The sequence below is a fragment of the Rhodococcus sp. PvR044 genome (assembly GCF_040548995.1).
GTDB lineage: Bacteria > Actinomycetota > Actinomycetes > Mycobacteriales > Mycobacteriaceae > Rhodococcus_G > Rhodococcus_G oryzae.
The window spans coordinates 627545-650897 of record NZ_JBEPSX010000001.1 but is presented as its reverse complement, the minus strand read 5'-3'; the positions used below and the strand labels follow the sequence as shown (position 1 = coordinate 650897).

25 protein-coding genes are annotated in these 23353 nt (G+C 69.0%); 7 read left to right on the top strand and 18 right to left on the bottom strand.

The features are described from left to right. Positions 1-6: 6 nt before the first annotated feature. Positions 7-867, bottom strand: coding sequence for a dTDP-4-dehydrorhamnose reductase (gene rfbD / locus ABIC28_RS02790; RefSeq protein ID WP_097210532.1), 861 nt, complete (start codon positions 865-867; stop codon positions 7-9). Between the two features lie 106 nt (positions 868-973). Here rfbD and ABIC28_RS02785 point away from each other — a divergent pair, with 106 nt between their 5' ends. Continuing rightward, positions 974-2476: an LCP family protein gene (locus tag ABIC28_RS02785; protein WP_097210531.1), complete on the top strand. Its 1503-nt coding sequence runs from the start codon at positions 974-976 to the stop codon at positions 2474-2476. 38 nt (positions 2477-2514) lie between these two features. Next, positions 2515-3219, top strand: a complete 705-nt coding sequence (locus tag ABIC28_RS02780; protein WP_269588336.1) for a TIGR03089 family protein — start codon at positions 2515-2517, stop codon at positions 3217-3219. Here ABIC28_RS02780 and ABIC28_RS02775 read toward each other — a convergent pair. The 11 genes from ABIC28_RS02775 to ABIC28_RS02725 all read right to left on the bottom strand — a co-directional run bounded on the left by ABIC28_RS02775 (position 3203) and on the right by ABIC28_RS02725 (position 14275). Then, positions 3203-3454: a pyridoxamine 5'-phosphate oxidase family protein gene (locus ABIC28_RS02775; RefSeq protein ID WP_209928834.1), complete on the bottom strand. Its 252-nt coding sequence runs from the start codon at positions 3452-3454 to the stop codon at positions 3203-3205. The genes ABIC28_RS02780 and ABIC28_RS02775 overlap by 17 nt on opposite strands. Before the next feature lie 106 nt (positions 3455-3560). Next, positions 3561-3890 carry a polysaccharide deacetylase family protein gene (locus ABIC28_RS02770; RefSeq protein ID WP_269588430.1) on the bottom strand — a complete coding sequence of 110 codons (330 nt, stop codon included), beginning with the start codon at positions 3888-3890 and terminating at the stop codon, positions 3561-3563. A 96-nt stretch (positions 3891-3986) separates the two neighbouring features. After that, a complete protein-coding gene (locus ABIC28_RS02765; protein ID WP_269588337.1) occupies positions 3987-6437 on the bottom strand; it encodes an ABC transporter permease in 2451 nt (816 codons plus the stop codon). Further along, positions 6431-7186 carry an ABC transporter ATP-binding protein gene (locus ABIC28_RS02760; RefSeq protein ID WP_097210527.1) on the bottom strand — a complete coding sequence of 252 codons (756 nt, stop codon included), beginning with the start codon at positions 7184-7186 and terminating at the stop codon, positions 6431-6433. Before ABIC28_RS02760 ends, ABIC28_RS02765 begins: the two co-directional genes overlap by 7 nt. A gap of 103 nt (positions 7187-7289) precedes the next feature. After that, positions 7290-7985 carry a response regulator gene (locus ABIC28_RS02755; RefSeq protein WP_097210526.1) on the bottom strand — a complete coding sequence of 232 codons (696 nt, stop codon included), beginning with the start codon at positions 7983-7985 and terminating at the stop codon, positions 7290-7292. A 1-nt stretch (position 7986) separates the two neighbouring features. After that, positions 7987-9177 carry a sensor histidine kinase gene (locus ABIC28_RS02750; protein ID WP_097210668.1) on the bottom strand — a complete coding sequence of 397 codons (1191 nt, stop codon included), beginning with the start codon at positions 9175-9177 and terminating at the stop codon, positions 7987-7989. A 68-nt stretch (positions 9178-9245) separates the two neighbouring features. Next, complete coding sequence (locus tag ABIC28_RS02745) at positions 9246-10406, bottom strand: acyl-CoA dehydrogenase (RefSeq protein ID WP_077041003.1); 1161 nt, start codon at positions 10404-10406, stop codon at positions 9246-9248. A gap of 124 nt (positions 10407-10530) precedes the next feature. Continuing rightward, positions 10531-11205 (bottom strand): TetR family transcriptional regulator, encoded by a 675-nt coding sequence (locus ABIC28_RS02740; RefSeq protein WP_354577407.1) that lies wholly within the window; start codon positions 11203-11205, stop codon positions 10531-10533. Positions 11206-11286: 81 nt separating this feature from the next. Next, positions 11287-12393: an Rv3169 family protein gene (locus ABIC28_RS02735; RefSeq protein ID WP_097210525.1), complete on the bottom strand. Its 1107-nt coding sequence runs from the start codon at positions 12391-12393 to the stop codon at positions 11287-11289. A 99-nt stretch (positions 12394-12492) separates the two neighbouring features. Beyond that, the gene (purE, locus tag ABIC28_RS02730) at positions 12493-13011 is read right to left on the bottom strand and encodes a 5-(carboxyamino)imidazole ribonucleotide mutase (protein WP_097210524.1); all 519 of its coding nucleotides are present in this window, start codon (positions 13009-13011) and stop codon (positions 12493-12495) included. Further along, positions 12995-14275 carry a 5-(carboxyamino)imidazole ribonucleotide synthase gene (locus tag ABIC28_RS02725; RefSeq protein WP_097210666.1) on the bottom strand — a complete coding sequence of 427 codons (1281 nt, stop codon included), beginning with the start codon at positions 14273-14275 and terminating at the stop codon, positions 12995-12997. The genes purE and ABIC28_RS02725 overlap by 17 nt, the downstream gene beginning before the upstream one ends. A gap of 71 nt (positions 14276-14346) precedes the next feature. Between ABIC28_RS02725 and ABIC28_RS02720 the strand changes: the two genes are divergently transcribed. Beyond that, a complete protein-coding gene (locus ABIC28_RS02720) occupies positions 14347-14907 on the top strand; it encodes a GtrA family protein (RefSeq protein WP_097210523.1) in 561 nt (186 codons plus the stop codon). A 2-nt stretch (positions 14908-14909) separates the two neighbouring features. Here the strand turns inward: ABIC28_RS02720 and ABIC28_RS02715 are convergent, their stop codons facing one another. Genes ABIC28_RS02715 through ABIC28_RS02695 form a run of 5 tightly spaced genes read right to left on the bottom strand, consistent with a single transcriptional unit; the run spans position 14910 to position 19118 of the window. Next, positions 14910-16193, bottom strand: a complete 1284-nt coding sequence (locus ABIC28_RS02715; protein ID WP_097210522.1) for a sensor histidine kinase — start codon at positions 16191-16193, stop codon at positions 14910-14912. 12 nt (positions 16194-16205) lie between these two features. After that, a complete protein-coding gene (locus ABIC28_RS02710) occupies positions 16206-16883 on the bottom strand; it encodes a response regulator transcription factor (protein ID WP_097210521.1) in 678 nt (225 codons plus the stop codon). Between the two features lie 9 nt (positions 16884-16892). Beyond that, positions 16893-17432, bottom strand: coding sequence for a PH domain-containing protein (locus ABIC28_RS02705; protein WP_077040997.1), 540 nt, complete (start codon positions 17430-17432; stop codon positions 16893-16895). Between the two features lie 16 nt (positions 17433-17448). Next, positions 17449-18660, bottom strand: a complete 1212-nt coding sequence (locus ABIC28_RS02700; RefSeq protein WP_209928832.1) for an AI-2E family transporter — start codon at positions 18658-18660, stop codon at positions 17449-17451. Beyond that, entirely contained in the window at positions 18657-19118 is a 462-nt protein-coding gene (locus ABIC28_RS02695; RefSeq protein ID WP_209928830.1) for a DUF6069 family protein, read from the bottom strand. Before ABIC28_RS02695 ends, ABIC28_RS02700 begins: the two co-directional genes overlap by 4 nt. A 155-nt stretch (positions 19119-19273) precedes the next feature. On the opposite strand from ABIC28_RS02695, the gene ABIC28_RS02690 reads away from it, so the two are divergent. After that, a complete protein-coding gene (locus ABIC28_RS02690; protein WP_097210518.1) occupies positions 19274-19675 on the top strand; it encodes a DUF7144 family membrane protein in 402 nt (133 codons plus the stop codon). 53 nt (positions 19676-19728) lie between these two features. Here ABIC28_RS02690 and ABIC28_RS02685 read toward each other — a convergent pair whose 3' ends face one another. Continuing rightward, positions 19729-20571: a biotin--[acetyl-CoA-carboxylase] ligase gene (locus tag ABIC28_RS02685; protein WP_097210517.1), complete on the bottom strand. Its 843-nt coding sequence runs from the start codon at positions 20569-20571 to the stop codon at positions 19729-19731. A 136-nt stretch (positions 20572-20707) separates the two neighbouring features. On the opposite strand from ABIC28_RS02685, the gene ABIC28_RS02680 reads away from it, so the two are divergent. From ABIC28_RS02680 to ABIC28_RS02670, 3 genes are read left to right on the top strand one after another with little or no spacing between them, the layout of a single operon-like run. Continuing rightward, the gene (locus ABIC28_RS02680) at positions 20708-22348 is read left to right on the top strand and encodes an acyl-CoA carboxylase subunit beta (protein WP_097210516.1); all 1641 of its coding nucleotides are present in this window, start codon (positions 20708-20710) and stop codon (positions 22346-22348) included. Next, the gene (locus tag ABIC28_RS02675; protein ID WP_097210515.1) at positions 22345-22653 is read left to right on the top strand and encodes an acyl-CoA carboxylase subunit epsilon; all 309 of its coding nucleotides are present in this window, start codon (positions 22345-22347) and stop codon (positions 22651-22653) included. Before ABIC28_RS02680 ends, ABIC28_RS02675 begins: the two co-directional genes overlap by 4 nt. Continuing rightward, entirely contained in the window at positions 22650-23291 is a 642-nt protein-coding gene (locus ABIC28_RS02670) for a Maf family protein (RefSeq protein ID WP_097210514.1), read from the top strand. The genes ABIC28_RS02675 and ABIC28_RS02670 overlap by 4 nt, the downstream gene beginning before the upstream one ends. The last annotated feature ends 62 nt before the right edge of the window (positions 23292-23353 follow it).

Below are 23353 nucleotides of genomic sequence, written 5' to 3'. Positions count from 1 at the left end.
GCAACCCTAGTCGCTGGCCGGCGGCAACTGCGCCAGGGCCGCCGTCAGCGCCTCCTGCCACGGCCGCAACGGGGTCAGGCCGGCGTCCACCCAGGATGCCTCCGACAGCACCGAGTACGCCGGCCGCGGCGCTGGCCGCACGAACTGGGCACTGGTGCAGGGGCGGACCCTCTCCCGATCCGCACCGACACCGGCGAACACCGCCCTGGCGAGGTCGAACCAGCTCGCCTGGCCGGCGTTCGTCGCGTGCAGCACCCCGCCCGGCACCTCAGGCGAACCGGCCAGCTGCAGCAGGCCGTCGGCCAGGTCACCCGCATAGGTCGGCGACCCGATCTGGTCGTCGACCACGTCGACCGTGTCGCGCTCGCGTTCCAGGCGCAGCATCGTGGCCACGAAGTCCGCGCCCACACCGGTGTAGACCCACGCGGTCCGCACCACGAGGGCGTTCGGGTCGGCGGCGAGCACCGCGCGCTCGCCGTCGAGCTTCGTCCGCCCGTAGGCGGTCCGCGGCCCGGTCTCCGAGTCGGTCTCATATGGGCTGGCCGCGTCGCCCGCGAACACGTAGTCCGTCGACACATGGATCAGTCGGGCGCCGACACGCGCGGTCGCCGACGCCAGATTCCGTGGGCCGAGCACATTCACCCGCTCGGCGGCCTGCTCGTCGGATTCGGCCGCATCGACGGCGGTGTATGCAGCGCAGTTGATGACGACGGTGCCGGGCTCGACGAGCCTGTCGACCGCCTCACCATCGGTGATGTCCAGGTCTCTTGACCCGAATCCGACGATGTCGAGACCGGCCGCGGAACCGCGACGCAGCAACTGCGTGCCGAGCTGGCCACCGGCCCCGGTCACAAGGATCTTTCTCACACAGGAAAGTCTGGCACGCCGGTCCGCGGACACCGGAACCACGCGTCCCCACCAGTAGCCTGGACCCCGGTCGGGGTGAACCACATGCAGAGTTAGGGGGCATCAGGTGCCGGACAACGAGGGAGCTCCGACGGCGAGGCGTACCGCCTTCGGTCGGGGCCAGATAGCCGTCGCGGCCGCGTCGGTCCTCGTCCTCCTCATCACCGGATTCGCGTGGCGCAGCGTCGATGCCCTCACGTCGAACCTCGCAACCGCGCGACTCGAGCTGGGCGACGGCGGCAAGGACGGCGCGGTCGACATCCTCATGGTCGGCACCGACAGTCGCACCGACGCGCACGGCAATCCGCTCTCCGCCGACGAACTGGCCTCGCTCAGGGCAGGCGAGGCGGAGGCAGACAACACCGACACCATCGTGCTCATCCGGGTCCCCACCGACGGCGGCTCTGCGACGGCCGTCTCGATCCCACGCGATTCGTATGTCGAGGTCCCCGGCATCGGCCATTCGAAGATCAACGCCGCCTTCGGGGCCACCCGGGCCACCGAGCAGCAGCGGTTGCTCGACGAGGGCGAGTCCGAGGACGAGGCCGACAAGGCATCGACCCAAGCCGGCCGTGAGGCCCTGATCAAGTCGGTAGCGAACCTCACCGGCATCACCGTCGACCACTACGCGGAGGTCGGGCTGCTGGGATTCGTCCTGCTCACCGACGCCGTCGGCGGTGTCGATGTGTGCCTGAACAACCCGGTCGACGAGTGGATGTCCGGTGCGAAGTTCCCAGCGGGCGAACAGACCCTCAGCGGGTCCAACGCATTGTCCTTCGTCCGGCAGCGACACGACCTCCCGCGCGGCGACCTCGACCGGATCGTCCGCCAGCAGGTGTTCATGGCGTCGCTGGTGCACGAGGTCATCAGCGCCAAGACGCTGAGCAATCCCGGCAAGCTCGCGCAGCTGAGCTCCGCGGTGCAGCGTTCGGTCGTGCTCGACGACGACTGGGACATCATCGATTTCGCGAAGCAACTGCAGGGCCTCGCGGGCGGCGAGGTCAAGTTCCAGACCATCCCGGTCGTCGACCTCAACGCGATGACCGACTACGGCGAGTCGATCGTGCAGGTGGACCCGAAGGCCGTCCGCACGTTCGTTGCCGGCCTGGTGGGCGAGCACGACAGCGGCAGCGAGGCCACCGGCACCGGCGAGGCGCCGTCCATCGACACCTCGAAGGTCACCGTCGACGTGTCCAACGACAGCGGGATCGGCGGGCTCGCGTCCCGGGTGTCCGAGGCACTGACCGAGCAGGGCTACGTGCAGGGTGAGGTCGGGAACAACACCGGCACCACGGTGAGCACGAGCCGCGTCCTCGCGGCCGACCCCGATTCCGACGCGGCGAAGGCCGTCGCGGCCGCGCTCGGCGGCCTGACGATCGTCGGCGACAGCTCGCTGTCCGCGGGCACGGTGAAGGTCCTGATCGCGGCCGATTACACCGGCCCCGGTTCCGGCTCCGACTCCACCTCGGAGCCGACCTCGGATATCGTCGACATGGGCACCAGCCCCACCCCCGCGCCCCCTGGCCCGGCGATCGACGCCGGGAACAAGGGCCCGCGGTGCGTCAACTAGCGAGAACGGCGGCGGAAGTGCCCGACCCGAACACATCCGTGACCAACCTGAGCGCGGCATTTCTCGATCCGATCCTGCAGCAGGATCCGGCCGGCCCGCGCATCACCTACTACGACGATGTCAGCGGCGAGCGGATCGAACTGTCCGCGCTCACCCTCGCCAACTGGGCCGCCAAGACCGCCAACCTGATTCGCGACGAGTTCGGCCTGCTGCCGGGCGCCCGGATCTGTGTGCTGCTCCCCGCGCACTGGCAGAGCGCCGCCGTGCTGCTCGGCTGCTGGTGGGCCGGCGCCGAGGTGCTGCTGGCGCCCGCGGACGACGCGGAGCTCGCGCTGGTCGCGGCAGACCGGCTGGCCGAGGTCGAGGACGTGCCCGAGGTCGCGGTGCTCTCGCTCGACGCGTTCGGTCGCCCCGCCGAGGGGCTCCCGATCGGCGTCACCGACTACGCCACCTCGGTTCGCGTGCACGGCGACCAGTTCCGGCCGGATTCCGGAGCGTCGTCGGCTCTCGACGGCATGTCGATCGCCGAGGTGCTCACCGCGGCAACGGACTCCGCCGCGGCCCAGTCCATCGGCCGCGCGGATCGCGTGCTCTCGAGCTCAGAGTGGGGCACCACGACCGAACTGATCGACGGCCTGCTCGCGGTGCTGGCGGCCGGCGCCTCGCTGGTGCAGGTCGCGCGCCCCTCCGACGACGCGATGACCAGGCGGATGGGCACCGAGAAGATCACGATCCGACGCTGACCCGATCGCCTGCGTGATCGACGGTCCAGATCCGGCTGCGCAGATCCCCTCCCCGAATCACCTGGATTCGCCAGGGATCAAGGCGCAGGACGTGTAGTTCGGGATCGTCGGGCGACCGCCAGAAGTTGCCCAGGTCGTATCCCGCCCCACGCGGGCTGGTCCGGCGATAGAGGTCCCACACCCGGCGCCTGGTGTCGCCGTCGTCGACCCATTCCGCGACCGTGTCGACCGCCACCGAATTGTTGCCGGGCGCCCAGTACGAGAAGTTCGTGTGCGGGTTCCCGCGCGGGTGCGCGGCTTTGACCGGGGTCCGGTAGGTGGCCAGCCAACCGACGTCACCTTCATGCCACTCTCCCGACGTATCCGCCGTCGACCAGTCCGGCCTCGATCTCGAATCGGTTGCGGTGCATCGGATGCCGAACCTCTTCGATGAGGTAGCGGACAACGAATCCGAGACCGTACCGGGCCCACTGCTCGGCATGGACCGCCTCGTGACGCAGGGTCGCGGCGCCGGTGTTTCGCCCGGTCAGGTAGGCCCCACCGATCGTGGTTCCTCCCCGCGCGAAGCCGAACCGCATCCCGGCACAGACGAAAAGGGCGAACTCCTCGTCGAAGGCGATCCTGGCACGCAGCGCCGCCGCGTACGCCAGCGCCGCCACTGTCGCCACCATCGACCCCGCGCTGCCCCGCGAGGCCCGGGCCAGTCGGAGTCGACCGGCCCGGGCCTCGCGTCGCAGCGAACTCGGTCCCGCAGGCACCCCTCCAGATTAGGCCGCCATGGCCTCGACGGGCGTCACCTTCGCGGCGCTCCTCGCCGGCAGCAGCGCCGCGATCACCCCGGCGATCCCGCCGACCAACACCGTCGCCACCAACTCCGGCCACGGCAGCGAGGGCAGCACCAGATCGTCGACACCGAACACCGAGGCCGTACCCGCCAGCCCGAAGGCCAGCCCGAGCACCACTCCGAGCACCGACGCGACCACCGACACCAGGACCGCCTCGTAGATCAGCAGGGTTCGCAGCCCGGCCCGGGTGACACCGATCGACCGCAGCAGACCGCTCTCCCGCCGACGTTCGATCACCGACAGCGCCATCGTGTTGCCCACCCCGATGACCGCGATCAGGATCGCCACCGACAGCAGTCCCACCACGATCATCAACATGGTGTCCAGGACCGAGTTCAGTGCCGCTCGCATGGACACCGCCCCGCCGATCTCCGCGGTGGGAACGATGTCGGTGGCCAGCGCGGTGACCTCACGTTGCGCGGTCGCGATCTCGTCGTCGGTCAGGCCATCCGCGATCCGGATCCACAACGAATCCGCGGCCGGGTTCGCCGTCACCGCGGCCAGGTCCTCACGGACCATGAGCGGCGGCGGACCCTCCGTGCCTTCCACAACAGTCAGGCTCCGGGTGGTGCCCGCGCCCCGGACGTCGATCGGCTCGCCTGCGCGCGCGCTGAGCTCCTGGAGGAGCTCCGGCGGAATCACGATCTGGCCGGACCTCGGCAGCGTGATCGGCACCCGCAACACCGCGGCTGCCTGCGCCGGATCCACCCCGGTCACGGTCAGCTCCTTCCCCGCAGCGGTGCTCACCTCGCCGCGTGAGAGCTCCGCGACCGCGGTCACCCGGTCCACGCCGCCGATCCGCTCGCCCATCGTCACCGGCAGCGCGGAGCCAGCGGCACCGTCCACCGAGACATCGACGGGGAACTGCTCGTCCAGCGCGCCCGGGGCGCTGGCCTTGACGGTCGCGATCCCGACGATCATCGTCGCGGTCACGGTGACGCCGATCAGCAATGCCGTTGCCGTTGCCGTGGTGCGGCGGGGATTGCGGCCCGCGTTGCCTGCCGCCAGCTCCCCCAACGGACCCGACACACGTCCCAGCCCCCTACCGAACGCCGCAACCGCGGGCGGGATGATGTACCGGCACAACAGGATCACCGCCACGAAACAGACCAGCGCACCCCCCGCCGCCACCAGTACCTGCTTGCCCAGCACACCGGCGGTCAGCACCGCGACGCCACCGATCAGGCCCACCACACCGACGAGCCGTCGCACCCGCGACGCCGTGACGGGTTCGGGCTTCGCCTCGGCCGGGGTCAGGGCGGCGAGCGGCGACACGGTGGTGGCAGCCCGCGCGGGCGCGACCGCCGCCAGGTACGTGACGACGACCCCGACCAGCAGACCGACCGCGAGCGCACCGGGCGAGACGGAGAGGTTGTCCAGCGGGATGGGAACATCAAGCGCGCCTGCGACTTCGGTCACGCCCGCAGCCAGGGCCACGCCGGTCGCAAGGCCGGCGAGCGAGGCCAGCAGCCCCACCACCAGCGACTCGATGCGGACGCTGCGGCGAATCTGATCGCTCGTCGCGCCGACGCAGCGGAGCAACGCCAGCTCCTGGGTCCGCGCCGCCAACAGCACCGCGAACGTGTTCGCGATGACCAGGCCGGACACCACCACCGCGAGCGCACCGAATGCGAGCAGCACGTTGCGCAGCATGTCGCTGCTGCCGAGGAAGCTCGCCGAGACGTCCTCGGCCTTCTCGGCGCCTGTGATCACCGTCGCGCCTGGCGGCAGCGCGGCGGCGACGGCCTCGCGGTCACCGCCCGCCACCCGCATCTCCCTGGCGGCCTGACCGTCGGTCCATGCCTCGATGTCCGCCGCGGTGCCATAGACCGAGATCCCGTCCATCCGCTGCGCGGTGCCGTCGAGGTCCACCGTGCCCACGACCGTCGCCTCGCCCGCCTCCGGGCCGGTGCTCTCGCCCAGCGCGGTCACCGAGACTCGTGTCCCGATGGGTAGGTCCGAGTTCGAGCCGACCGCGATCTCGCCTGCCGCGCTCGGAAATCGACCGTCGGACAGTTTCTGCCAGCGCAGACCCGCATCCGCGGCCAACGAGGTGGCCGTGCCGAACGACTTGTCCGAACCCGCCGCCGTCACCTTCACCGGCGTGGAGACGTCGGTGGTCACCGCCCGCACCCCTGCTGCCGACCGGACGGCATCCGCGGCCCGCTGCGCCTGGAGGCCGTCCCCGAGATCGGAGACCACGAAGTCGGTACTCCGATACTGTCCGGCAAGGGAATTGGTGACGCCCGCGGTGGCCGTCGAACTGAGCACCAGGGTCGCGACGACAAAGGCAACCGCGATGAGCACCGCGAGCATCGCGGCCAGGTATCGCCCGAAGTGCGCGCGCGCCTGTGCGAGGGTGAGCCTCAGCATGCCCGGGTCCCGAGTTCGCGCATCGTCTCGATCACCGAATCGGTCGTCGGGCGATCGATCTCACCGGCGATCCGTCCGTCGGCGATCAGCACCACCCGGTCCGAATAGGACGCCGCCACCGGGTCGTGGGTGACCATCACGACCGTCTGCCCGAACTCTCGGACGCTGGAACGGAGCAGCTCGAGAACCTCGGTGCCCGAGCGTGAATCGAGGTTTCCCGTCGGCTCGTCCGCGAAGATGACGTCGGGCCTGGGCAGCAGGGCCCGGGCGACCGCGACGCGCTGCTGCTGGCCGCCGGACAGCTCGTGCGGCAGGTGTCCGAGTCGCTCGGTGAGACCCAGTCTTCCGACGACCTCCGCCATCCACTCCGGATCTGGGTCCACTCCGCCCAGTCGCATGGGCAGCAGCATGTTCTCCTCCGCGGTGAGCACCGGCAGGAGGTTGAAGGCCTGGAACACGAATCCGATTCGGTGCCGACGCAATTCGGTCAGCTCCCGGTCGCTCAGCCCGGTCAGCTCGGTGTCCCCGAGGTACACCAGCCCGGACGTCGCCGTGTCGAGCCCGGCCAGGCAGTGCATCAGGGTGGACTTGCCCGACCCCGACGGTCCCATGATCGCGGTGAAGGCCGCGCCCAGGAACTCGGTGTGCACACCGTCGAGGGCGCGCACGGCCGCCTCGCCCTCGCCGTAGCTCTTGCTCAGGCCGACGGCGCGGACCGCGGCGGTTCGTGTGATGGTGGGTGCATTCATGTCCTCGACGCTACGAACGACACCCACTCGGCGCGTCGGCGTGCGGACGGATCCTCGCTGCGGCCGCGTCATACCTGGGTAGGACGGCTGCCTCTCCCCGGTCCTACCCGCCCAGCAGATCCTCCGGCTGCACCAGCCCGGTCTGGTACGCGAACACCACCGCCTGCACCCGGTCCCGCGATCCCGTCTTCGCCAGCACCCTGCCCACGTGCGTCTTCACGGTCGCCTCGGAGACGAAGAACTTCTCCGCAATCTCGGTGTTGGACAATCCGTGCGCCATCGCCTCGAGCACCTCCACCTCACGGGGCGTCAGGTCGTCGGGCAGTTGCGGGCGCTCGACGGTGGACGCGCCTGCCAGCATCGGACCCACGTGCTGGAGCAGCCGACGCGTCGAGCGGGCCGCGATCACCGCATCCCCCCGGTACACGGTCCGCAGCGCGGCGAGCAGGTCCTCCGGCTGCGCGTCCTTGAGCAGGAAGCCGCTGGCACCGGCGGAGATCGCGGCGACCACGTATTCGTCGTTGTCGAAGGTGGTGAGCACCACCACCTTCGGCGAGTGCTCCAGCGCGGTCAGGCGGCGGGTGGCCTCGATGCCGTCCAGGTTCGGCATCTGCACGTCCATCAGCACCACATCGACCGGAACCCGCGCGAGCTCACGCAGCGCCTGCTCGCCGTCCGAGGCCTCGACCTCGACGCTCATGTCGGGCTGGGAGTCGATCACCATCCGGAAGCCCGCTCGGACCAGCTGCTGATCGTCGACGATCGCGATCCGGATCGGATCCGTTGTGGCATCGGACATGTCATTCACCTCTCGAATATGGCAGCGCGGTGTGCACCCGGTAGCCGCCGCCTGCGGCGGGTCCGGCCTCGAATCTGCCGCCGTACAACTCGGCCCGTTCGCGCATGCCGAGCACACCCTGCCCACCCGCGGAGGGCGCGACCAGGGCGCCGGACGCTCCCCTGCCGTCGTCGACGACAGTCAGTTCCAGCGCACTGTCGGTCCAGCGCTCGGTGACCTCGACACTCGCCGCAGGACCCGCGTGCTTGAGCACGTTGGTCAGCGATTCCTGCACGATCCGGTACGCCGTCAGCTCGGCGCCGGTGGACAGCACGCGTCGCTCCCCGTCGGTGGTGAGCTGCACGTCGAGGCCGCCCTTGCGGACCTCTTCGATCAGCGTATCGATATCCGAAACCCCTGGCGTCGAGGAGTACTCGCGTGGCCGGTCCTCCCTCAGCACGGATAACAGCGCGCGCATGTCAGTCAGCGCCTGCCGCCCGGTCTGGGAGATGGTCTCCAGCGCCGTGACCGCCGCGGCGGGATCGGCGGCCGCGCTGTACCGACCACCGTCGGCCTGCGCGATCACGACGGTCAGCGAGTGCGCGACGATGTCGTGCATCTCCCGCGCGATCCGGGTGCGCTCATTGATGGCGGCGATCTCCGCCTCCTGCGCGCGTTCGAGTTCGAGAAGCCGGGCCCGCTCGGTGAGCCCCTCGAGTTCCTGGTTACGCACCCGGCGCAGGTCGCCGAACGCCCACACCGCGGTGACGTACACGATGAGGAACGCGATCAGGAAAGCGTGGGCCTGCCATGTGGACTCCGCACCGCCGAAGTACCGGAGGCCCGCCGCGATCACGCCGAGGATGGCCGCCGCCAGGCCCCATCCGCTCGCCCACCTCGGTCCGTACGCCGCCAGCGCGTACAGCGCGATCGGAACGCAGATACCGGGCATGACGAGGTTGGTCTGGTCACTCGAGATGATCAGATACGCCACCGAGAAAAACGCGACCACGGCGGCGGCCGCGACCGGCCGGATGCGACGCCAGGCCAGCGGCACGGTGAGTCCCAGCGCGATCACCACGTCGACCCACCCGACGGCCACCGACGCCGCCACCCCGATGAGCGCGAAGAAGGCCGCGACACTGCGATCGATCCCGACGACGTGATCGGCGCTCCAGCGGTACCAGCGCTCACTCAGCGGGAATCGGGGCATGGCCCCCAGGGTAAACACCTGTGGCCGGTGAGCGAGCTCACCGGCCACAGGTCGACTCACGCGTCAGCTCACTTGAGCAGCGCGCGCGACATCACGACTCGCTGAATCTGGTTGGTGCCCTCGTAGATCTGGGTGATCTTGGCGTCGCGCATCATCCGCTCGACCGGGAAGTCGGTGGTGTAGCCGGCGCCACCGAACAGCTGCACGGCGTCGGTGGTCACCTCCATCGCGACGTCCGAGGCGAAGCACTTGGCGGCGGCCGAGATGAAGCCGAGGTTCTTCTCGCCACGCTCGGCGCGGGCGGCCGAGGTGTAGACCATCAGACGAGCGGCCTCGACCTTCATCGCCATGTCGGCGAGCATGAACTGCACGGCCTGGAAGTCGGAGATCGACTTGCCGAACTGCTTGCGGTCCTTGGTGTACGCGAGGGCAGCGTCGAGCGCGCCCTGCGCCAGGCCGACGGCCTGGGCACCGATGGTCGGGCGGGTGTGGTCCAGGGTCTGCAGAGCGGTCTTGAAGCCGGTGCCGGGCGCGCCGATGATGCGGTCGCCGGGAATACGGCAGTTCTCGAAGTACAGCTCCGCGGTGGGCGAGCCCTTGATGCCGAGCTTCTTCTCCTTCGGGCCGACGACGAAGCCCTCGTCGTCCTTGTGCACCATGAAGGAGGAGATACCGTTGGCCCCCTTGTCGGGGTCGGTGACGGCCATGACGGTGTACCAGGTCGACTTGCCGCCGTTGGTGATCCAGCACTTGGAGCCGTTGAGGATCCAGTCGTCACCGTCGGCCTTCGCGCGGGTGCGCATGCTGGCGGCGTCGGAACCCGCCTCCCGCTCGGAGAGCGCGTAGGAGGCCATCGCCTCGCCCGAGGCGAGCGACGGGAGGACCTGCTGCTTGAGCTCCTCGGAGCCGTTGAGGATCAGGCCCATGGTGCCGAGCTTGTTGACGGCGGGGATCAGCGAGGACGAGCCGCAGACGCGGGCCACCTCCTCGATCACGATGCAGGTGGCCACGGAATCGGCGCCCTGGCCGTCATAGGCCTCGGGGACGTGGATCGCGTTGAAGCCGGAGTTGACGAGTGCCTTGAGCGCCTCCTCGGGGAACCGGGAGTTCTCGTCGACATCCTTCGCGTAGGGCGCGATCTCCTTCTCCGACAGCGCGCGGATCGCGGCCCGCAGCTCATCGTGCTCGTCGGCGAGCTTGAACAGGTCGAAGTCGGGGTTGCCAGCCATCTGGTTGCTCCTCGTGGAGGTCTCGGGGCGCGGCACTCAGTGCCATTCACGGGCAATCATACCGCACCGACCCGACGAGAAGCCGGTAAGACGTGCCACACTGCGGCACCGAGTGCCACCTCCCCTACTCGCCCTCCTCGAGCCTGCGGCGCAGCAGCTCCGCCACCCGGCGCGGTGCGGTGCCGCGCGGGAACACCGCCACCACCATCTCGCCGTCGCCGTCGGCGACTGAGGCATCGGGTCGGCCGACCTCGCGGCGGATATCGGCCAACGCCGCGCGCAGGTCCTCGGAGGTGGTCCGGGCGCCGTCGCGCACCATCCGGCGCAGCAGGTAGTTGTGCGTGGCGGTCACCGAGGCGGAGAACTGCACCATCGACAGGTCCGGCTCGCCGGGCAGCGCGCGGCGCAGGTAGTCGACGAACAATCGCTCGTACCGGAATCCGGTGACGATCTCTCTGTCCCGCAGCGCGGGCACCTCGTGCACCACCGCGTAGCGCCGGGTCGCCATGTCGTTCCACTGCGAGAACCGTTCGAAGACGATCATCGCGGCGTCGCAGACCGCATCCCACGGGTCGTCATGATCGGCGGCGAGATGCTCCTGCGCCTGGGCCAGCAGGATCTCGTGGTCGGCGAACACCACGTCTTCCTTGGAACGGAACTGCCGGAAGAAGGTGCGACGCGAGATGCCTGCCGCCTCGGCTATCTCGTCGACGCTGGTCGCCTCGTAGCCCTTCTCGGAGAAGAGCCGCAACGCCTCCGACACCACGTGGAGACGGAAACGGTCAGTGTCGTCGGGCATGAGCACAGCGTAGGCGGCTGCGCCACCCGTGCGCGGTTGACGAGTCCCTGCACCCGTCAACCGCGCACGGGCGCGCAGCGCCTACTGCGCCACCGAACCCCAGTCCACGAAGCCGGTTGGATCGTGCCTGCCCATGCTCGCGTGCTCGAACATGCCTGCACCCGGAACACCGTTGCAGGTGACACTGGACGGATACTCGTTGACGCCGTAGGGAATTCGTGCCGCGATCGCGGGGTCGGTGAGGTCGTACACCGACCGGGAAGTCCAGTTGCGGCCGCGCCATTGCCCGTGCGTCCACTCCGGGTCGCCGCCGTATCCCGCACCGACATGCAACGCGAGACCGTCGCGCGGGGCCACCTCGACGGTCAGCGGGCTGCCGTCGGAGGCGGTCAGGTGCAGCGTCGCCGCGAACGGCCTTCGGGTACCGGGGTGGTACTTGATGTCGTAGCGCGGCCAGCCGAGCTGCTCGATCCGGCCGTCGTTCCAGACCCGGGTCGCATCGTTCAGCGTCCGGTAGCCGTCGGGGTTCTCCTGCAGGATCACGATGATCGAGAACTCGTCGAAACGCAGCGGCACGTACATCCACCAGAAGCCCTCGGACGGCTCGTCGGCGAGCCTGCCCGCCGGGTCCCCGTCGCCGACAGGGCGGATGCCCCAGGAACGATCGCGGCTGCCGATCCACCGATCCGGGCTCACCACGACGTCCTCGCCGTCGACCGACAGCACGCCGGTCCACGTGCCGGTCTGTGCGAAACGACTCGCGTCCAGGGTCGGCCGGAACTTGCTCATCAACAGGTGCGGCTGCTCCGAGATCGCCGGGCCGGAACCCTCCCACGTGAGGTCGAACCCGAGCCCGCCCTCGCCGTCGCCCTCGCAGACCATCCGCAGCCTGCGCAGCGGCTCGAGCACCTCGATCCGATACCCGCCGACGGCGAGATCCATCGACCGCTCCTCGAGCGCATCGGAGAACTTGACCGCCCACTGCCGCTCACCCTTGCGGATGGTGGCGAACGCGTCGGTGACACCGAGGTTCGGGTACACGCCGAAGCCGCTCACCAGGAACAGCTCGCCCTGGGTGTCGATCGCGTTGAAATAGGACCGGTCGTAGAAGTTCTTGTCACTGGAGGCGACCCGGGCCATCGAGAGCGGCGTCTGATGGATCGGGTATTCGTCAAGCGGCGCAGGCATGGGGACACTCCCTGAGGATTCGTTACAGCGTCAAACGTAATCCGGACGACGCCATTTAACCCCGGGAGATCCGCTCAAGTGAGCCGATTGGCAGAACTCTCAGTCCAGCAGCTTCGCGCGCAGCGCCGCGTCCTTCTCCAGCACCATCGCCTCGAGTCCGGCCTGGAACGTCGCCATCGCCGCACGCAGCGCGGGGTCCGAGGCGCCGAGGATCCGCGCCGCCAGCAACCCGGCGTTGCGCGCGCCACCGATCGACACCGTCGCGACCGGCACGCCCGCGGGCATCTGCACGATCGACAGCAGCGAGTCCATGCCGTCGAGGTACTTGAGCGGCACGGGCACGCCGATCACCGGGAGCGGCGTCGCCGAGGCGACCATGCCCGGCAGGTGCGCCGCCCCACCCGCGCCCGCGATGATCACCTTGATGCCGCGATCGGCGGCGTCACGGGCGTAGTCGAGCATCCGCTGCGGGGTCCGGTGCGCCGAGACGACACCGACCTCGAACCGGATCCCGAACTCGGCGAGCGCCTCGGCGGCCGCCTCCATCGTCGGCCAGTCCGAGTCGCTGCCCATGATCAGGCCGACAACGGGCCCATTCGAATCACTCACCGTGCACATCCCATCCGTCGGTCCATTCCCCGTGTGAGAGCCAGTGTGCCGCCCGCTCGGCGCGCTCACGCACCGCCGCGACGTACGCCTCGTCGGCGATCGAGCCCTGCGCGCCGCCGACCACGTTGACGTGCCCGATCTTGCGTGCCGGCCGCTCGCCCTTGTCGTAGAGGTGCACCTTCGCGTCGGGCATACGGGCGAACAGGTGGTGCAGGCGCTCGTCCATGCTCATCTCCGGGGCCGACTCCGCGCCCAGCACGTTCGCCATCACGGTGACCGGCGCGATCGGCGCCGTGTCGCCGAGCGGATAGTCGAGCACCGCCCGCAGGTGCTGCTCGAACTGCGACGTCCGCGCCCCGTCCTGGGTCCAGTGCCCGGAATTGTGCGGCCGCATCGCCAGCTCGTTCACCACCAGCCGTCCGTCGGTGGTCTCGAACAGCTCCACCGCCATCGACCCGACGACGCCCAGCTCGGCGGAGATGCGCAGCGCCATCTGCTCGGCCTCCATGGCCAGCGAATCGGACAGCTCGGGGGCGGGGGCGATCACCACCGCACACTGCCCGTCGCGCTGCACCGTCTCCACGACCGGCCAGGTCGCGCCCTGCCCGAACGACGACCGAGCGACCATCGCGGACAGCTCACGCCGCATCGACACCTTCTGCTCGACCATCAGGGCGACGCCCTTGTCGAGCTGCTCGGTCACGATGGCCTCCGCCTCGTCGGAATCCGCGGGCATCCACACACCGCGCCCGTCGTAGCCGCCCCGAACCGCCTTGATCACGATCTGCCAGTTGTGCTCGTCCCCGAAGCGCACGACGTCGCCCGCCCAGGTGATCTCCGCGAACGCGGGCACGGGCGCGCCCAGCTCCGCGAGCTTGCGTCGCATGGCGAGCTTGTCCTGCGCGTAGATCAACGCCTGCGGCGGCGGCTGGACGTTCACGCCCTCCGCGACGAGGACCTCGAGGTGCTCGGTCGGGACGTGCTCGTGGTCGAAGGTCAGGGCGCTGGCCCCGGCCGCGACCTCCCGGAGCGCGTCGAGGTCGGTGTGGCTGCCGATCACGACATCCGCGCACACCTTGGCGGCCGGCTCGTCGGGGCCGCCGGAGAGCACCCGGAGGCACTGACCGAGTTCGATGGCGGCCTGATGGGTCATCCGGGCCAACTGCCCGCCGCCGATCATCGCGACCACCGGCAATCCGGCATTCGGGCCGCGGGGGGTGCTTGGGCGGTGCTGGGATCCGGAATCGACGCTCACGGCAGTCAATGGTGTCATGACGGCCTTCGAACCCACGATCGGAGTGTCAGTTCGTCGGATCGGCATCCTCTTTCGTACACTCAGTCGTTGTGTCTTTAGTCGATCAGGCGGTCAGCCGCGTACCCCAGCCCTACCGGGACGTGGTCCTTCGCCATCACGAGCTGATCAAGTTCGCGATCGTCGGCGGCACGACCATGGTCTTCGACCTCGCGATCTTCTACTCGCTGAGCCTCACGATCCTCGAGCAGAAGCCCGTCGTCGCCAAGATCATCTCCGGCGTGATGGCCACGATCTTGAGCTACATCCTCAACCGAGAGTGGTCATTCAAGAACCGCGGCGGCCGCGAGCGCCACCACGAGGCGTTGCTGTTCTTCACCATCAGCGGCATCGGCGTCGTCATCGCCGCAGCCCCGCTGTTCATCGCCAACAACGTCTTCGACTTCCGGTCAACGGCGAGCCTGACCACGCTGGTGATCGTCGACTTCATCCTCAACTACGTCATCGGCAACGTGCTGCAGATGGTCTTCCGATTCTGGGCACTGCGCCGGTTCGCGTTCCCCGAGGAGAACGCCAGGGGCACGGCGGCCGGGTCCACCGGCTTCGACCCGACGCCCGAGGAACTCGCCGAGGAAGAGCTCGGACACAGCTAGCGCTAGCGCGGCTCCGCATCGGGCGCCATCGGCAGGAACGCCGCGAACAGCGCGGGTCGCCTGCGCTGGAGATCGAGCCGGCCGCCGTCCGCCTCGACCAGGGCCCTGGCCAACGCCAGCCCCACCCCCGTCGAGCCACCGCCGGAGAACCCGCGGTCGAAGATGTGCGGGGCCAGTTCGTCGCTGACGCCATCGCCCTCGTCGCCGACCTCCACGCAGACCATCGCCTCGCGCTCCGCCGTCCCCGGCACCGACCGGACTGCGACGGTGCAGGTGCCCCCGCCGTGCATGAGCGCGTTGTCGACCAGCACGGACACGGACTCGCGCAGTCGCGAGGACCTGGCCGTCGACATCACCGCGGCCTCGCCCCTCAGCACCAGGTCCCGTCCCGCGTCCCGATAGGGCCGCTGCCAGTCCGAGACCACCCCGGCGAGCTCCCGGACCACCGCGACGGGTTCAGGGAGCTCGCCTGCCATCCGGGACGACCGCACCAGCTCGTCGATCGCCACCGTCAAACGGTCCACCTGGGCCAGCGCCTCCGTCGCCTCGTCGACCACCGCGGGATCCGGGTGCACCGACAACTCGTCGAGCCGCAACCGCACGGCGGTGAGCCTGCTGCGGAGCTGATGGGAGACGTCGCCGACCAGTGCCCGCTCGCGCTGCAATCGCCCGGCGATCTCGACGGTGACCGCGTCGAGCACGTCGGACACCCGGTCCAGTTCGGCGATCCCGTGCCTGCGCGGGTCCTTGCGGAAGTCGCCCTCCGCCAGCCGGGCGGCGCGGCCCGCGACGTCCCGCAGCGGATCCGCGAGCCGCCTGGCGGTCACCGTCGCCACCGCCGCGCCCGCGCCGAGTGATGCCAACACCACCAAGGCGACCGCGCCGACCGCCTGCTGCTGGAGCGATCGCATCGAATCCGACGGTGCCTCGAGACGCAACGAACCGGAGCGGCCCATGGAGAGCGACTCGCTCAGTGGCTGCTCGACCGCGGGCTCGCCGATGTCGACCTGCACCTCGCGATCGCCCGGGGTCGGATAGATCACGGTGAGTTTGGCGCCTGCGGGGACCACCAACCGCAGTGGCGCCGTGTCGAGGCCGTCCACGATCACGCCCTGCTCGCCCTCCTGCGAGACGATCTCCGCCGCCATCCGGTCAAGCCTGGCCTGCAGATCGCTCCTGGTGAGGTCCTCGACCCACAACCAGGCGGTGTACATCAACGGCAGCCCCAGCAGGAGCGCGATGAGGATGACGACGGCCAGGATGGAGAGCAGGATTCGGCGGCGCACGGCTGCGCCCGGCTAGGTGTTCAGCCGGAAGCCGACGCCCCGCACGGTCGCGATGCGCCGCTCGGCGACCGGACCCTCGTCGCCGATCTTCCGGCGCAGCCACGACATGTGCATGTCGAGGGTCTTGGAGCCGCGCAGATCCGCGTCACCCCACACCTCCTGCAGGATGACGTCGCGCGAGACCACCTCGCCCGCCCGGTCGAGCAGGACCTTGAGCAGCTCGTATTCCTTGTTCGCGAGGATGACCTCGGAGCCACCGACCAGCACGCGCCTGGCGGCGGGTTCGAGCCTGATGTCCCCCACCGCGATGGCGGTGTCCTCGGAGCCACCTCGGCGGCGCATCAAGGCGCGGACCCGCGCCATCAGCTCGGCCAGCCGGAACGGCTTGCCCACGTAGTCGTCGGCGCCCGCGTCGAGCCCCACCACGAAGTCCACCTCGTCTGTGCGCGCCGTCAGCATCAGTACCGCGAGGTCGGAGCCGCCTGCGCGTAGTTGCCTGCACACCTCCAGCCCGTCCATGCCGGGCAGGCCGAGGTCGAGAACCAGCAGATCGAATGACCCGCTCAGAGCGAGCTCGAGGGTCCCGGGACCGGTCGGTTCGACGGTGACCGTGTAGCCCTCACGGCCAAGGGCACGGGAGAGCGGGGCGGCAATGGCCTCGTCGTCTTCGGCAAGCAGTACGGCTGTCACGACCCCAGCCTACGGAGCGGCCCCACCGTACTCCGTCGGCGGACCGGAATCGAGATTCATCGCGTCGAACACCTGGTGATACAGAAGCGAATGCACCCGCTGCACATCGGGGATGTCGTCGAACTCCAGCGGATCGTCGGCCGCCGACGCGATCACCAGGGTGCCGGTCCGCAGCATCCGGTCGATCAGTCCGTGCCTGAACTGCACGTTGCTGATCCGCCCCATCGGGATGTCGATCCCCGTGTGGGTGATCACGCCGTGCCGGATCAGCACCCGTCGGTCCGTGACGATGAAGTGGGTGAACTTCCACCTCAACAGCGGTCCGACACAACGCCACCCGACGATCCCGACCCAGGCCACCGCAACCACGATCAGCGCGACGGAGCGGGCGGTCCCGTCGAGCCGGTCCTGGGCCAGTCCGAGCGCGAACCCGGCGAGCGCCGTCGCCACGATGAACGTCAACGCGGGTAACACCAGCATCTTCCAATGCGGGTGTCGGTGCAGCAGCAGCTCCTCGTCCGTGGCGAGGGCGTCCTCCGGATATCCCATCAGGAAAGCGTATCGACTACTTCACTTTCTCGACCGCACCCTCGATTTCGGACTCAACCGCATCCTCGACCTCGGATTCGGCCTCCGCGTGCAGCTCCGCTGCCTTCTCTGCGGCGTCGGCCTCGGCCGTCGCCAGCTCCTCCGCGGTTGGTGGGGAGCCCGTGATCAGTGCGTTGGCCCACCGGGTCGACGGATCGATGTCGAGCAGGAGCGCCTTGGCCAGCAGCGTCATCGGAATGGCGAGCAGCGCACCGAGCGGCCCGATCACCCACGCCCAGAACACCAACGCCAAGAACGTGAGCGTCACCGACAGCCCGACGGCATCGCCGACGAACTTCGGCTGGATCACCGACTGGATGATGACGTTGATGACGCTGTAGACGACGATCACCCACAGCATCAGCATCGGACCGCCCTCCAACAGTGCGATCAGTGCGGGCGGGATCACTCCGATGACGAACCCGATGTTGGGGATGTAGTTGGTGATGAAGGAGAGCAGTCCCCACAGGATCGGCAGCGGGATGCCCAAAGCCCAGAGCGCGCCCGCGTCGATCACGGCGACGATGAGGCCGAACACCGTCGAGACGATGAGGTAGCTGCGGGTACCGCTGGCGAAGGAGGAGAACGCGTAGGCGATGTCCGCGCGGGAGTAGGCCATCGCGCGCATCCGCTCGCCGAACGAGCTCGCGTCCATCGCCATGAAGATCAGGAGAGCCAGGATGAAGAAGAGATTCGAGAAGACACCCAGCAGCCCGAGCAACACGTCGTCGACGACACCGATGATCTTGCCGAGATCGACGCTCGAGAGCGCCTTCTCCACCTGTTCGGAACCGATGTTCAGCTGGGCGAACTGTTTCTGCACGTTGGCGATCAGCTCGTCGGCCTTGTCCGAGTACTGCGGCAGCAGCGTTGCCAGCTGGGCGATCGAGACGACGAGCGCCGCAACCAGACCGAGCAGGATCAGGTAGACGGCCGTCAGCGTCGAGATCACCGCGACCCATTTGGGCGCGCCCTTGCGCTGCAGCCAGTCGCCCAGCGGCTGCACACCCACCACCAACATCAGCGCCAGGAACACCGGCCCGATGATCCCGGCGAAGGCCTTGGTGCCGGCAATCGCGACCACGGCGCCCGCGAGGCCGAGCAGCACGATCAGCCCGCGCGGCAGGGTCGAGGGGGGCACCGGGGACGACGGGGTGGGCACGAGCACTGTGGCGACGGATCGACTCATTTCCACACCGCGGCTCGACCGGCGACACCGGGCAACAGCCCGAGGATCGGCAGGCCGATGGCGAGGTGGACCAGACTCGTGGCGATCCGGTCACCCATCACCGCGTCATAGGCGAAGGGCAAGATGGCCAGAGCAAGCGTGATCAGGCCGATGATCCAGCCGAAGAACGAGTCGCCGCCCGGGGTGGTCAGCAGCAACAGATAGAGAAGCCCGGCGGCGATGAGCGCCCCGACGAACCCGATGATCGCGAACCGGACCGCGACGGTGGTCTCGGGCATCCAGTTCGGCGAGAGCGGCATCAGGTCGAAGACCCGGAGGATCACCGTGGCCACCAGCGCGCTGAGCGCGGTGACCAGCGCGGCCGCGGCGGCACCCGCCCAGAACTTGCCCCCTGCGATGCCGCGCGTTGGCGCTCCTTGGGTGCCGGACATGCCCGGCTGTCCCTGATAGTTCGTCATTGCTGCTTTCCTCCCTCGATCTCACAGTCGATCACAGTGAGCGTCGCACCTACCGCGCCGTGCACGCTTCACCCACGACGGATGAGGCACAAGTGTCTAACGGGACTCACACTGCTTGTCGAAGCACCACTCCCATTTCTGAGAGAGGAACAGCTATGACGGCAAACCGCGCGGACAACAGCGTCAAGCAGGGATTCGCGGCCGGAGGCTCGATCGCGGCAGCGGTCCTGCTGCTGACCGTGGGCATCCTCCAGGTCTTCCAGGGAATCTCCGCGCTCGCCAAGGACAGCGTCCTGATCGTCGGGCCGGAATACTCCTACGCGCTCAACACCACGGGCTGGGGCTGGATTCACCTCATCGTGGGAATCCTCATCGCGCTGACCGGCTTCGGTCTGCTCACCGGTGCGACCTGGGCGCGGATCGCGGGCATCTTCCTGGCCGCCCTCTCGATCATCGCCAACTTCATGTGGCTGCCCTACTACCCGTGGTGGTCGATCCTGATCATCGCCCTCGACGTGGTCGTCATCTGGGCCATCGCGACGTGGGACAACGACTAGCCACGACGCTGTGCTGAAGAGGGTGCGGGCCATGGGCCCGCACCCTCTTGTCGTCATTCCTGCGGGCGCAGGTGCGTGATGTCGCCTGCCGAGACCGCGACCGGTTCCCTGCCACCGTCCGGGCTGATCACGATCCGGCCCTGCGCATCGATCCCGCTCGCGGTGCCCAGCAGTTCGCCGCCGCCCGGCAGTTCCGCGCGGACGCGCTGCCCGATCGTGGCGCACCGATCCCGGTACGACTCGGCGAGCGCCTTTGTGTCCCAACCATTCCGCTGCCATTTCGTCCACTCCGCCGCCAGCGCACGGAGCAATGCGCGCACCACGGTGTCCCGATCGGTTGTGGCGGCACCCGCGAGCGCGAGCGAGGTGGCGGTCGGCACCGGCAGTTCCGACTCGGTGAGGCTGACGTTCAACCCGATTCCGAGCACGACCGACGGGACCGGTGCGGTCGCGGCGACCTCGGCCAGGATGCCCGCCACCTTCTTGCCACCGATCAGGACATCGTTCGGCCACTTCAGCACGGCATCCACCTCGGCGACCGATCGCATTGCATCGACCACCGCGACGCCCGCGAGCAGCGGGAGCCACCCCAGATCGGCGGGATCGATCCCCGGCATCCGCAGCAACACCGAGACGGAGACAGCCGACCTCGGCGGTGCCACCCAGGAGCGGGCGTGCCTGCCCCGGCCGTGGTCCTGGAACTCCGAGATCAGCACCGCGCGGTCGAGGGCGGAGTCCGCCGCCCTGGCCAACAGGTCGGCGTTCGTCGAACCGGTCTCGGTGACGACGTCGAGACTCGAGTAGAAGGCGTGGGGGTCGCCGCCTGCCATCCCACGCACCAGCGCTCTGCGCAGTGCGTCGGCGACGAGCGGGGGCCGATTCAGATCGGTGTACATGCCGATCAGACTATGGGCTCCGGCCGCTGCGGCGGGGATCACAATTTCGTACTGGCCAGTAGCTTGGGTTCAATGATTGAACGCAACCTGACCTCGGTCAACAGGCACCGAGAGCGGCTGGATAAGCTCTGTCCTCATGACCAGTGTCCAGGAGCCCACTGCGCCAGAGGCGACAAACACCCCTGATATCCACACGACGGCTGGAAAGCTCGCCGACCTGCGTAGACGTCAGGAAGAGGCGAAGTACCCCAGCGGCGAAGCCGCCGTCGAGCGGGTGCACGCGAAGGGCAAACTGACCGCCCGTGAGCGCATCACCGCGCTGCTCGACGAGGGCTCCTTCGTAGAGCTCGACGCTCTCGCCCGGCACAGGAGCGTGAACTTCGGTCTCGCCGACAACCGCCCGTTCGGCGACGGCGTGGTGACCGGCTACGGCACCATCGACGGCCGCGACGTGTGTGTCTTCTCCCAGGACGCCACCGTGTTCGGCGGCAGCCTCGGCGAGATCTACGGCGAGAAGATCGTCAAGGTCATGGACCTGGCACTCAAGACCGGCCGCCCGCTCGTCGGCATCAACGAGGGCGCGGGCGCCCGCATCCAGGAGGGTGTGGTCTCGCTCGGCCTCTACGGCGAGATCTTCCACCGCAACGTGCAGGCCTCCGGCGTCATCCCGCAGATCTCGCTGATCATGGGCCCGGCCGCAGGCGGCCATGTCTACTCCCCCGCGCTGACCGACTTCGTCGTGATGGTCGACCAGACCAGCCAGATGTTCGTCACCGGCCCCGACGTGATCAAGACCGTCACCGGCGAGGACGTCACCATGGAGGACCTGGGCGGCGCCCACACCCACATGGTCAAGTCCGGTGTGGCCCACTACGTCGCCTCCGGCGAGCAGGACGCCCTCGACTACGTCAAGGACCTGCTCAGCTACCTGCCGAGCAACAACCAGGCCGCCGCGCCGCGACTGGCCCCGTCCGACCCGATCGTCGGCTCCATCGAGGACTCGCTGACCTCCGAGGACATCGAGCTCGACACCCTGATCCCGGACTCGCCGAACCAGCCGTACGACATGCACGAGGTCATCCGGCGCATCCTCGACGACGACGAGTTCCTCGAGGTCCAGGCCGAGCGTGCCGCGAACATCATCTGTGGCTTCGGTCGCGTCGACGGCCGCAGCGTCGGCATCGTCGCGAACCAGCCCACCCAGTTCGCCGGCTGCCTCGACATCAACGCCTCCGAGAAGGCCGCCCGCTTCGTGCGCACCTGCGACGCCTTCAACGTCCCGATCATCACCCTGGTCGACGTGCCCGGCTTCCTTCCCGGCACCGAGCAGGAGTACAACGGCATCATCCGCCGCGGCGCCAAGCTGCTCTACGCGTACGGCGAGGCCACGGTCGGAAAGATCACCGTCATCACCCGCAAGGCGTACGGCGGCGCGTACGACGTCATGGGCTCCAAGCACATGGGCGCCGACCTGAACCTCGCCTGGCCGAGCGCGCAGATCGCGGTCATGGGCGCCTCCGGCGCCGTCGGCTTCGTCTACCGCAAGCAGCTCAAGGAGGCCGAGGCCTCGGGCGCCGACGTCGACGCGCTGCGCCTCAAGCTGCAGAACGAGTACGAGGACACTCTGGTGAACCCGTACGTCGCTGCCGAGCGCGGTTACATCGACGCGGTCATCCCGCCGTCGCACACCCGCGGTCAGATCGTGGCGGCCCTTCGCCTGCTCGAACGCAAGCAGGTTTCCCTTCCGCCCAAGAAGCATGGGAACATCCCGCTATGACAGCGACGAGGGAAACGACACTCGAAGACGTCGAGGTGCTCTCCGCAGCCGCGGAGGCCATCGACTCCGCTACGGTCGAGGACGTGGCTGCCGACAGCAAGGGCTCTCAATTGCCGGTCATCACGGTGGTCAAGGGCAAACCAACCGACATCGAGGTGGCGGCACTGGTGACCGTCTTCGCCGCCGCTGCAGGCGCCGAGGAAACACCGGCCGACACTCGTCCGGCCGAGCGGTGGGGCGACCCCGCAGGCATGCACCGGGGCGCCGCCCCCCTGTCCCCGTACGCGTACTCGAACCGTCGGTGACCACGCTCGTTCTGGCCTCGGCCTCGCCGGCACGGTTGACCGTGCTGCGCAAGGCCGGGGTCGAGCCATTCGTACGGGTCTCCGGAGTCGACGAGGACGCGGTGCAGGAAGCGCTCGGCCCCTCGGCAGCGCCATCGCGGGTGGTCACCGAGCTCGCGCGGGCGAAGGCCACCGCCGTGCTCCCCGGGCTGCCGGCGGAGGTCTCCGCCGACGCGGTGGTGATCGGCTGCGATTCGATGCTGCTGATCGACGGCACCCTGCAGGGCAAGCCGCACACCGCCGACGTGGCCCGGGCCCGCTGGCGTTCGATGATGGGTCGCAGCGGCACCCTGCTCACCGGGCACTGCGTGCTGCGGGTGCGCGACGGGGTGACCGTCGGCGAGGCCGGCGCGGACAGCGCGACGATCGTGCACTTCGGGACCCCGTCCGGGGACGATCTCGAGGCCTACCTCGAGTCCGGCGAACCCATGCAGGTCGCGGGCGCGTTCACGCTCGACGGGCTCGGCGGGTGGTTCATCGACCGGATCGAGGGTGATCCCTCCAGCGTGATCGGCATCGGCCTGCCGTTGGTCCGCCGACTGCTCGGCGAGGTCGGCGTCGGCATCTCCGAGCTCTGGGCCGCGACCCCGGCCACCTGAACTCGAAGCCCCGCCCACTGAAAGTCATCGCCCACCGAGACCGCGATCGCGGTGTCGGTGGG

What these genes read in the sequence shown, in the direction of transcription:
- ABIC28_RS02750 (WP_097210668.1), bottom strand. Translation starts at nt 9,177, where the DNA reads ATGCCCCGATTCCCGCTGAGTGAGCGCTGGTACCGCTGGAGCGCCGAT.
- ABIC28_RS02755 (WP_097210526.1), bottom strand. Translation starts at nt 7,985, where the DNA reads ATGTCCGATGCCACAACGGATCCGATCCGGATCGCGATCGTCGACGAT.
- ABIC28_RS02765 (WP_269588337.1), bottom strand. Translation starts at nt 6,437, where the DNA reads ATGCTGAGGCTCACCCTCGCACAGGCGCGCGCGCACTTCGGGCGATAC.
- ABIC28_RS02735 (WP_097210525.1), bottom strand. Translation starts at nt 12,393, where the DNA reads ATGCCTGCGCCGCTTGACGAATACCCGATCCATCAGACGCCGCTCTCG.
- ABIC28_RS02680 (WP_097210516.1), top strand. Translation starts at nt 20,708, where the DNA reads ATGACCAGTGTCCAGGAGCCCACTGCGCCAGAGGCGACAAACACCCCT.
- ABIC28_RS02760 (WP_097210527.1), bottom strand. Translation starts at nt 7,186, where the DNA reads ATGAATGCACCCACCATCACACGAACCGCCGCGGTCCGCGCCGTCGGC.
- ABIC28_RS02700 (WP_209928832.1), bottom strand. Translation starts at nt 18,660, where the DNA reads ATGAGTCGATCCGTCGCCACAGTGCTCGTGCCCACCCCGTCGTCCCCG.
- ABIC28_RS02685 (WP_097210517.1), bottom strand. Translation starts at nt 20,571, where the DNA reads ATGTACACCGATCTGAATCGGCCCCCGCTCGTCGCCGACGCACTGCGC.
- purE (WP_097210524.1), bottom strand. Translation starts at nt 13,011, where the DNA reads ATGTGCACGGTGAGTGATTCGAATGGGCCCGTTGTCGGCCTGATCATG.
- ABIC28_RS02770 (WP_269588430.1), bottom strand. Translation starts at nt 3,890, where the DNA reads ATGGTGGCGACAGTGGCGGCGCTGGCGTACGCGGCGGCGCTGCGTGCC.
- ABIC28_RS02705 (WP_077040997.1), bottom strand. Translation starts at nt 17,432, where the DNA reads ATGGGATATCCGGAGGACGCCCTCGCCACGGACGAGGAGCTGCTGCTG.
- ABIC28_RS02690 (WP_097210518.1), top strand. Translation starts at nt 19,274, where the DNA reads ATGACGGCAAACCGCGCGGACAACAGCGTCAAGCAGGGATTCGCGGCC.
- ABIC28_RS02695 (WP_209928830.1), bottom strand. Translation starts at nt 19,118, where the DNA reads ATGACGAACTATCAGGGACAGCCGGGCATGTCCGGCACCCAAGGAGCG.
- ABIC28_RS02725 (WP_097210666.1), bottom strand. Translation starts at nt 14,275, where the DNA reads ATGACACCATTGACTGCCGTGAGCGTCGATTCCGGATCCCAGCACCGC.
- ABIC28_RS02745 (WP_077041003.1), bottom strand. Translation starts at nt 10,406, where the DNA reads ATGGCTGGCAACCCCGACTTCGACCTGTTCAAGCTCGCCGACGAGCAC.
- ABIC28_RS02675 (WP_097210515.1), top strand. Translation starts at nt 22,345, where the DNA reads ATGACAGCGACGAGGGAAACGACACTCGAAGACGTCGAGGTGCTCTCC.
- ABIC28_RS02740 (WP_354577407.1), bottom strand. Translation starts at nt 11,205, where the DNA reads ATGCCCGACGACACTGACCGTTTCCGTCTCCACGTGGTGTCGGAGGCG.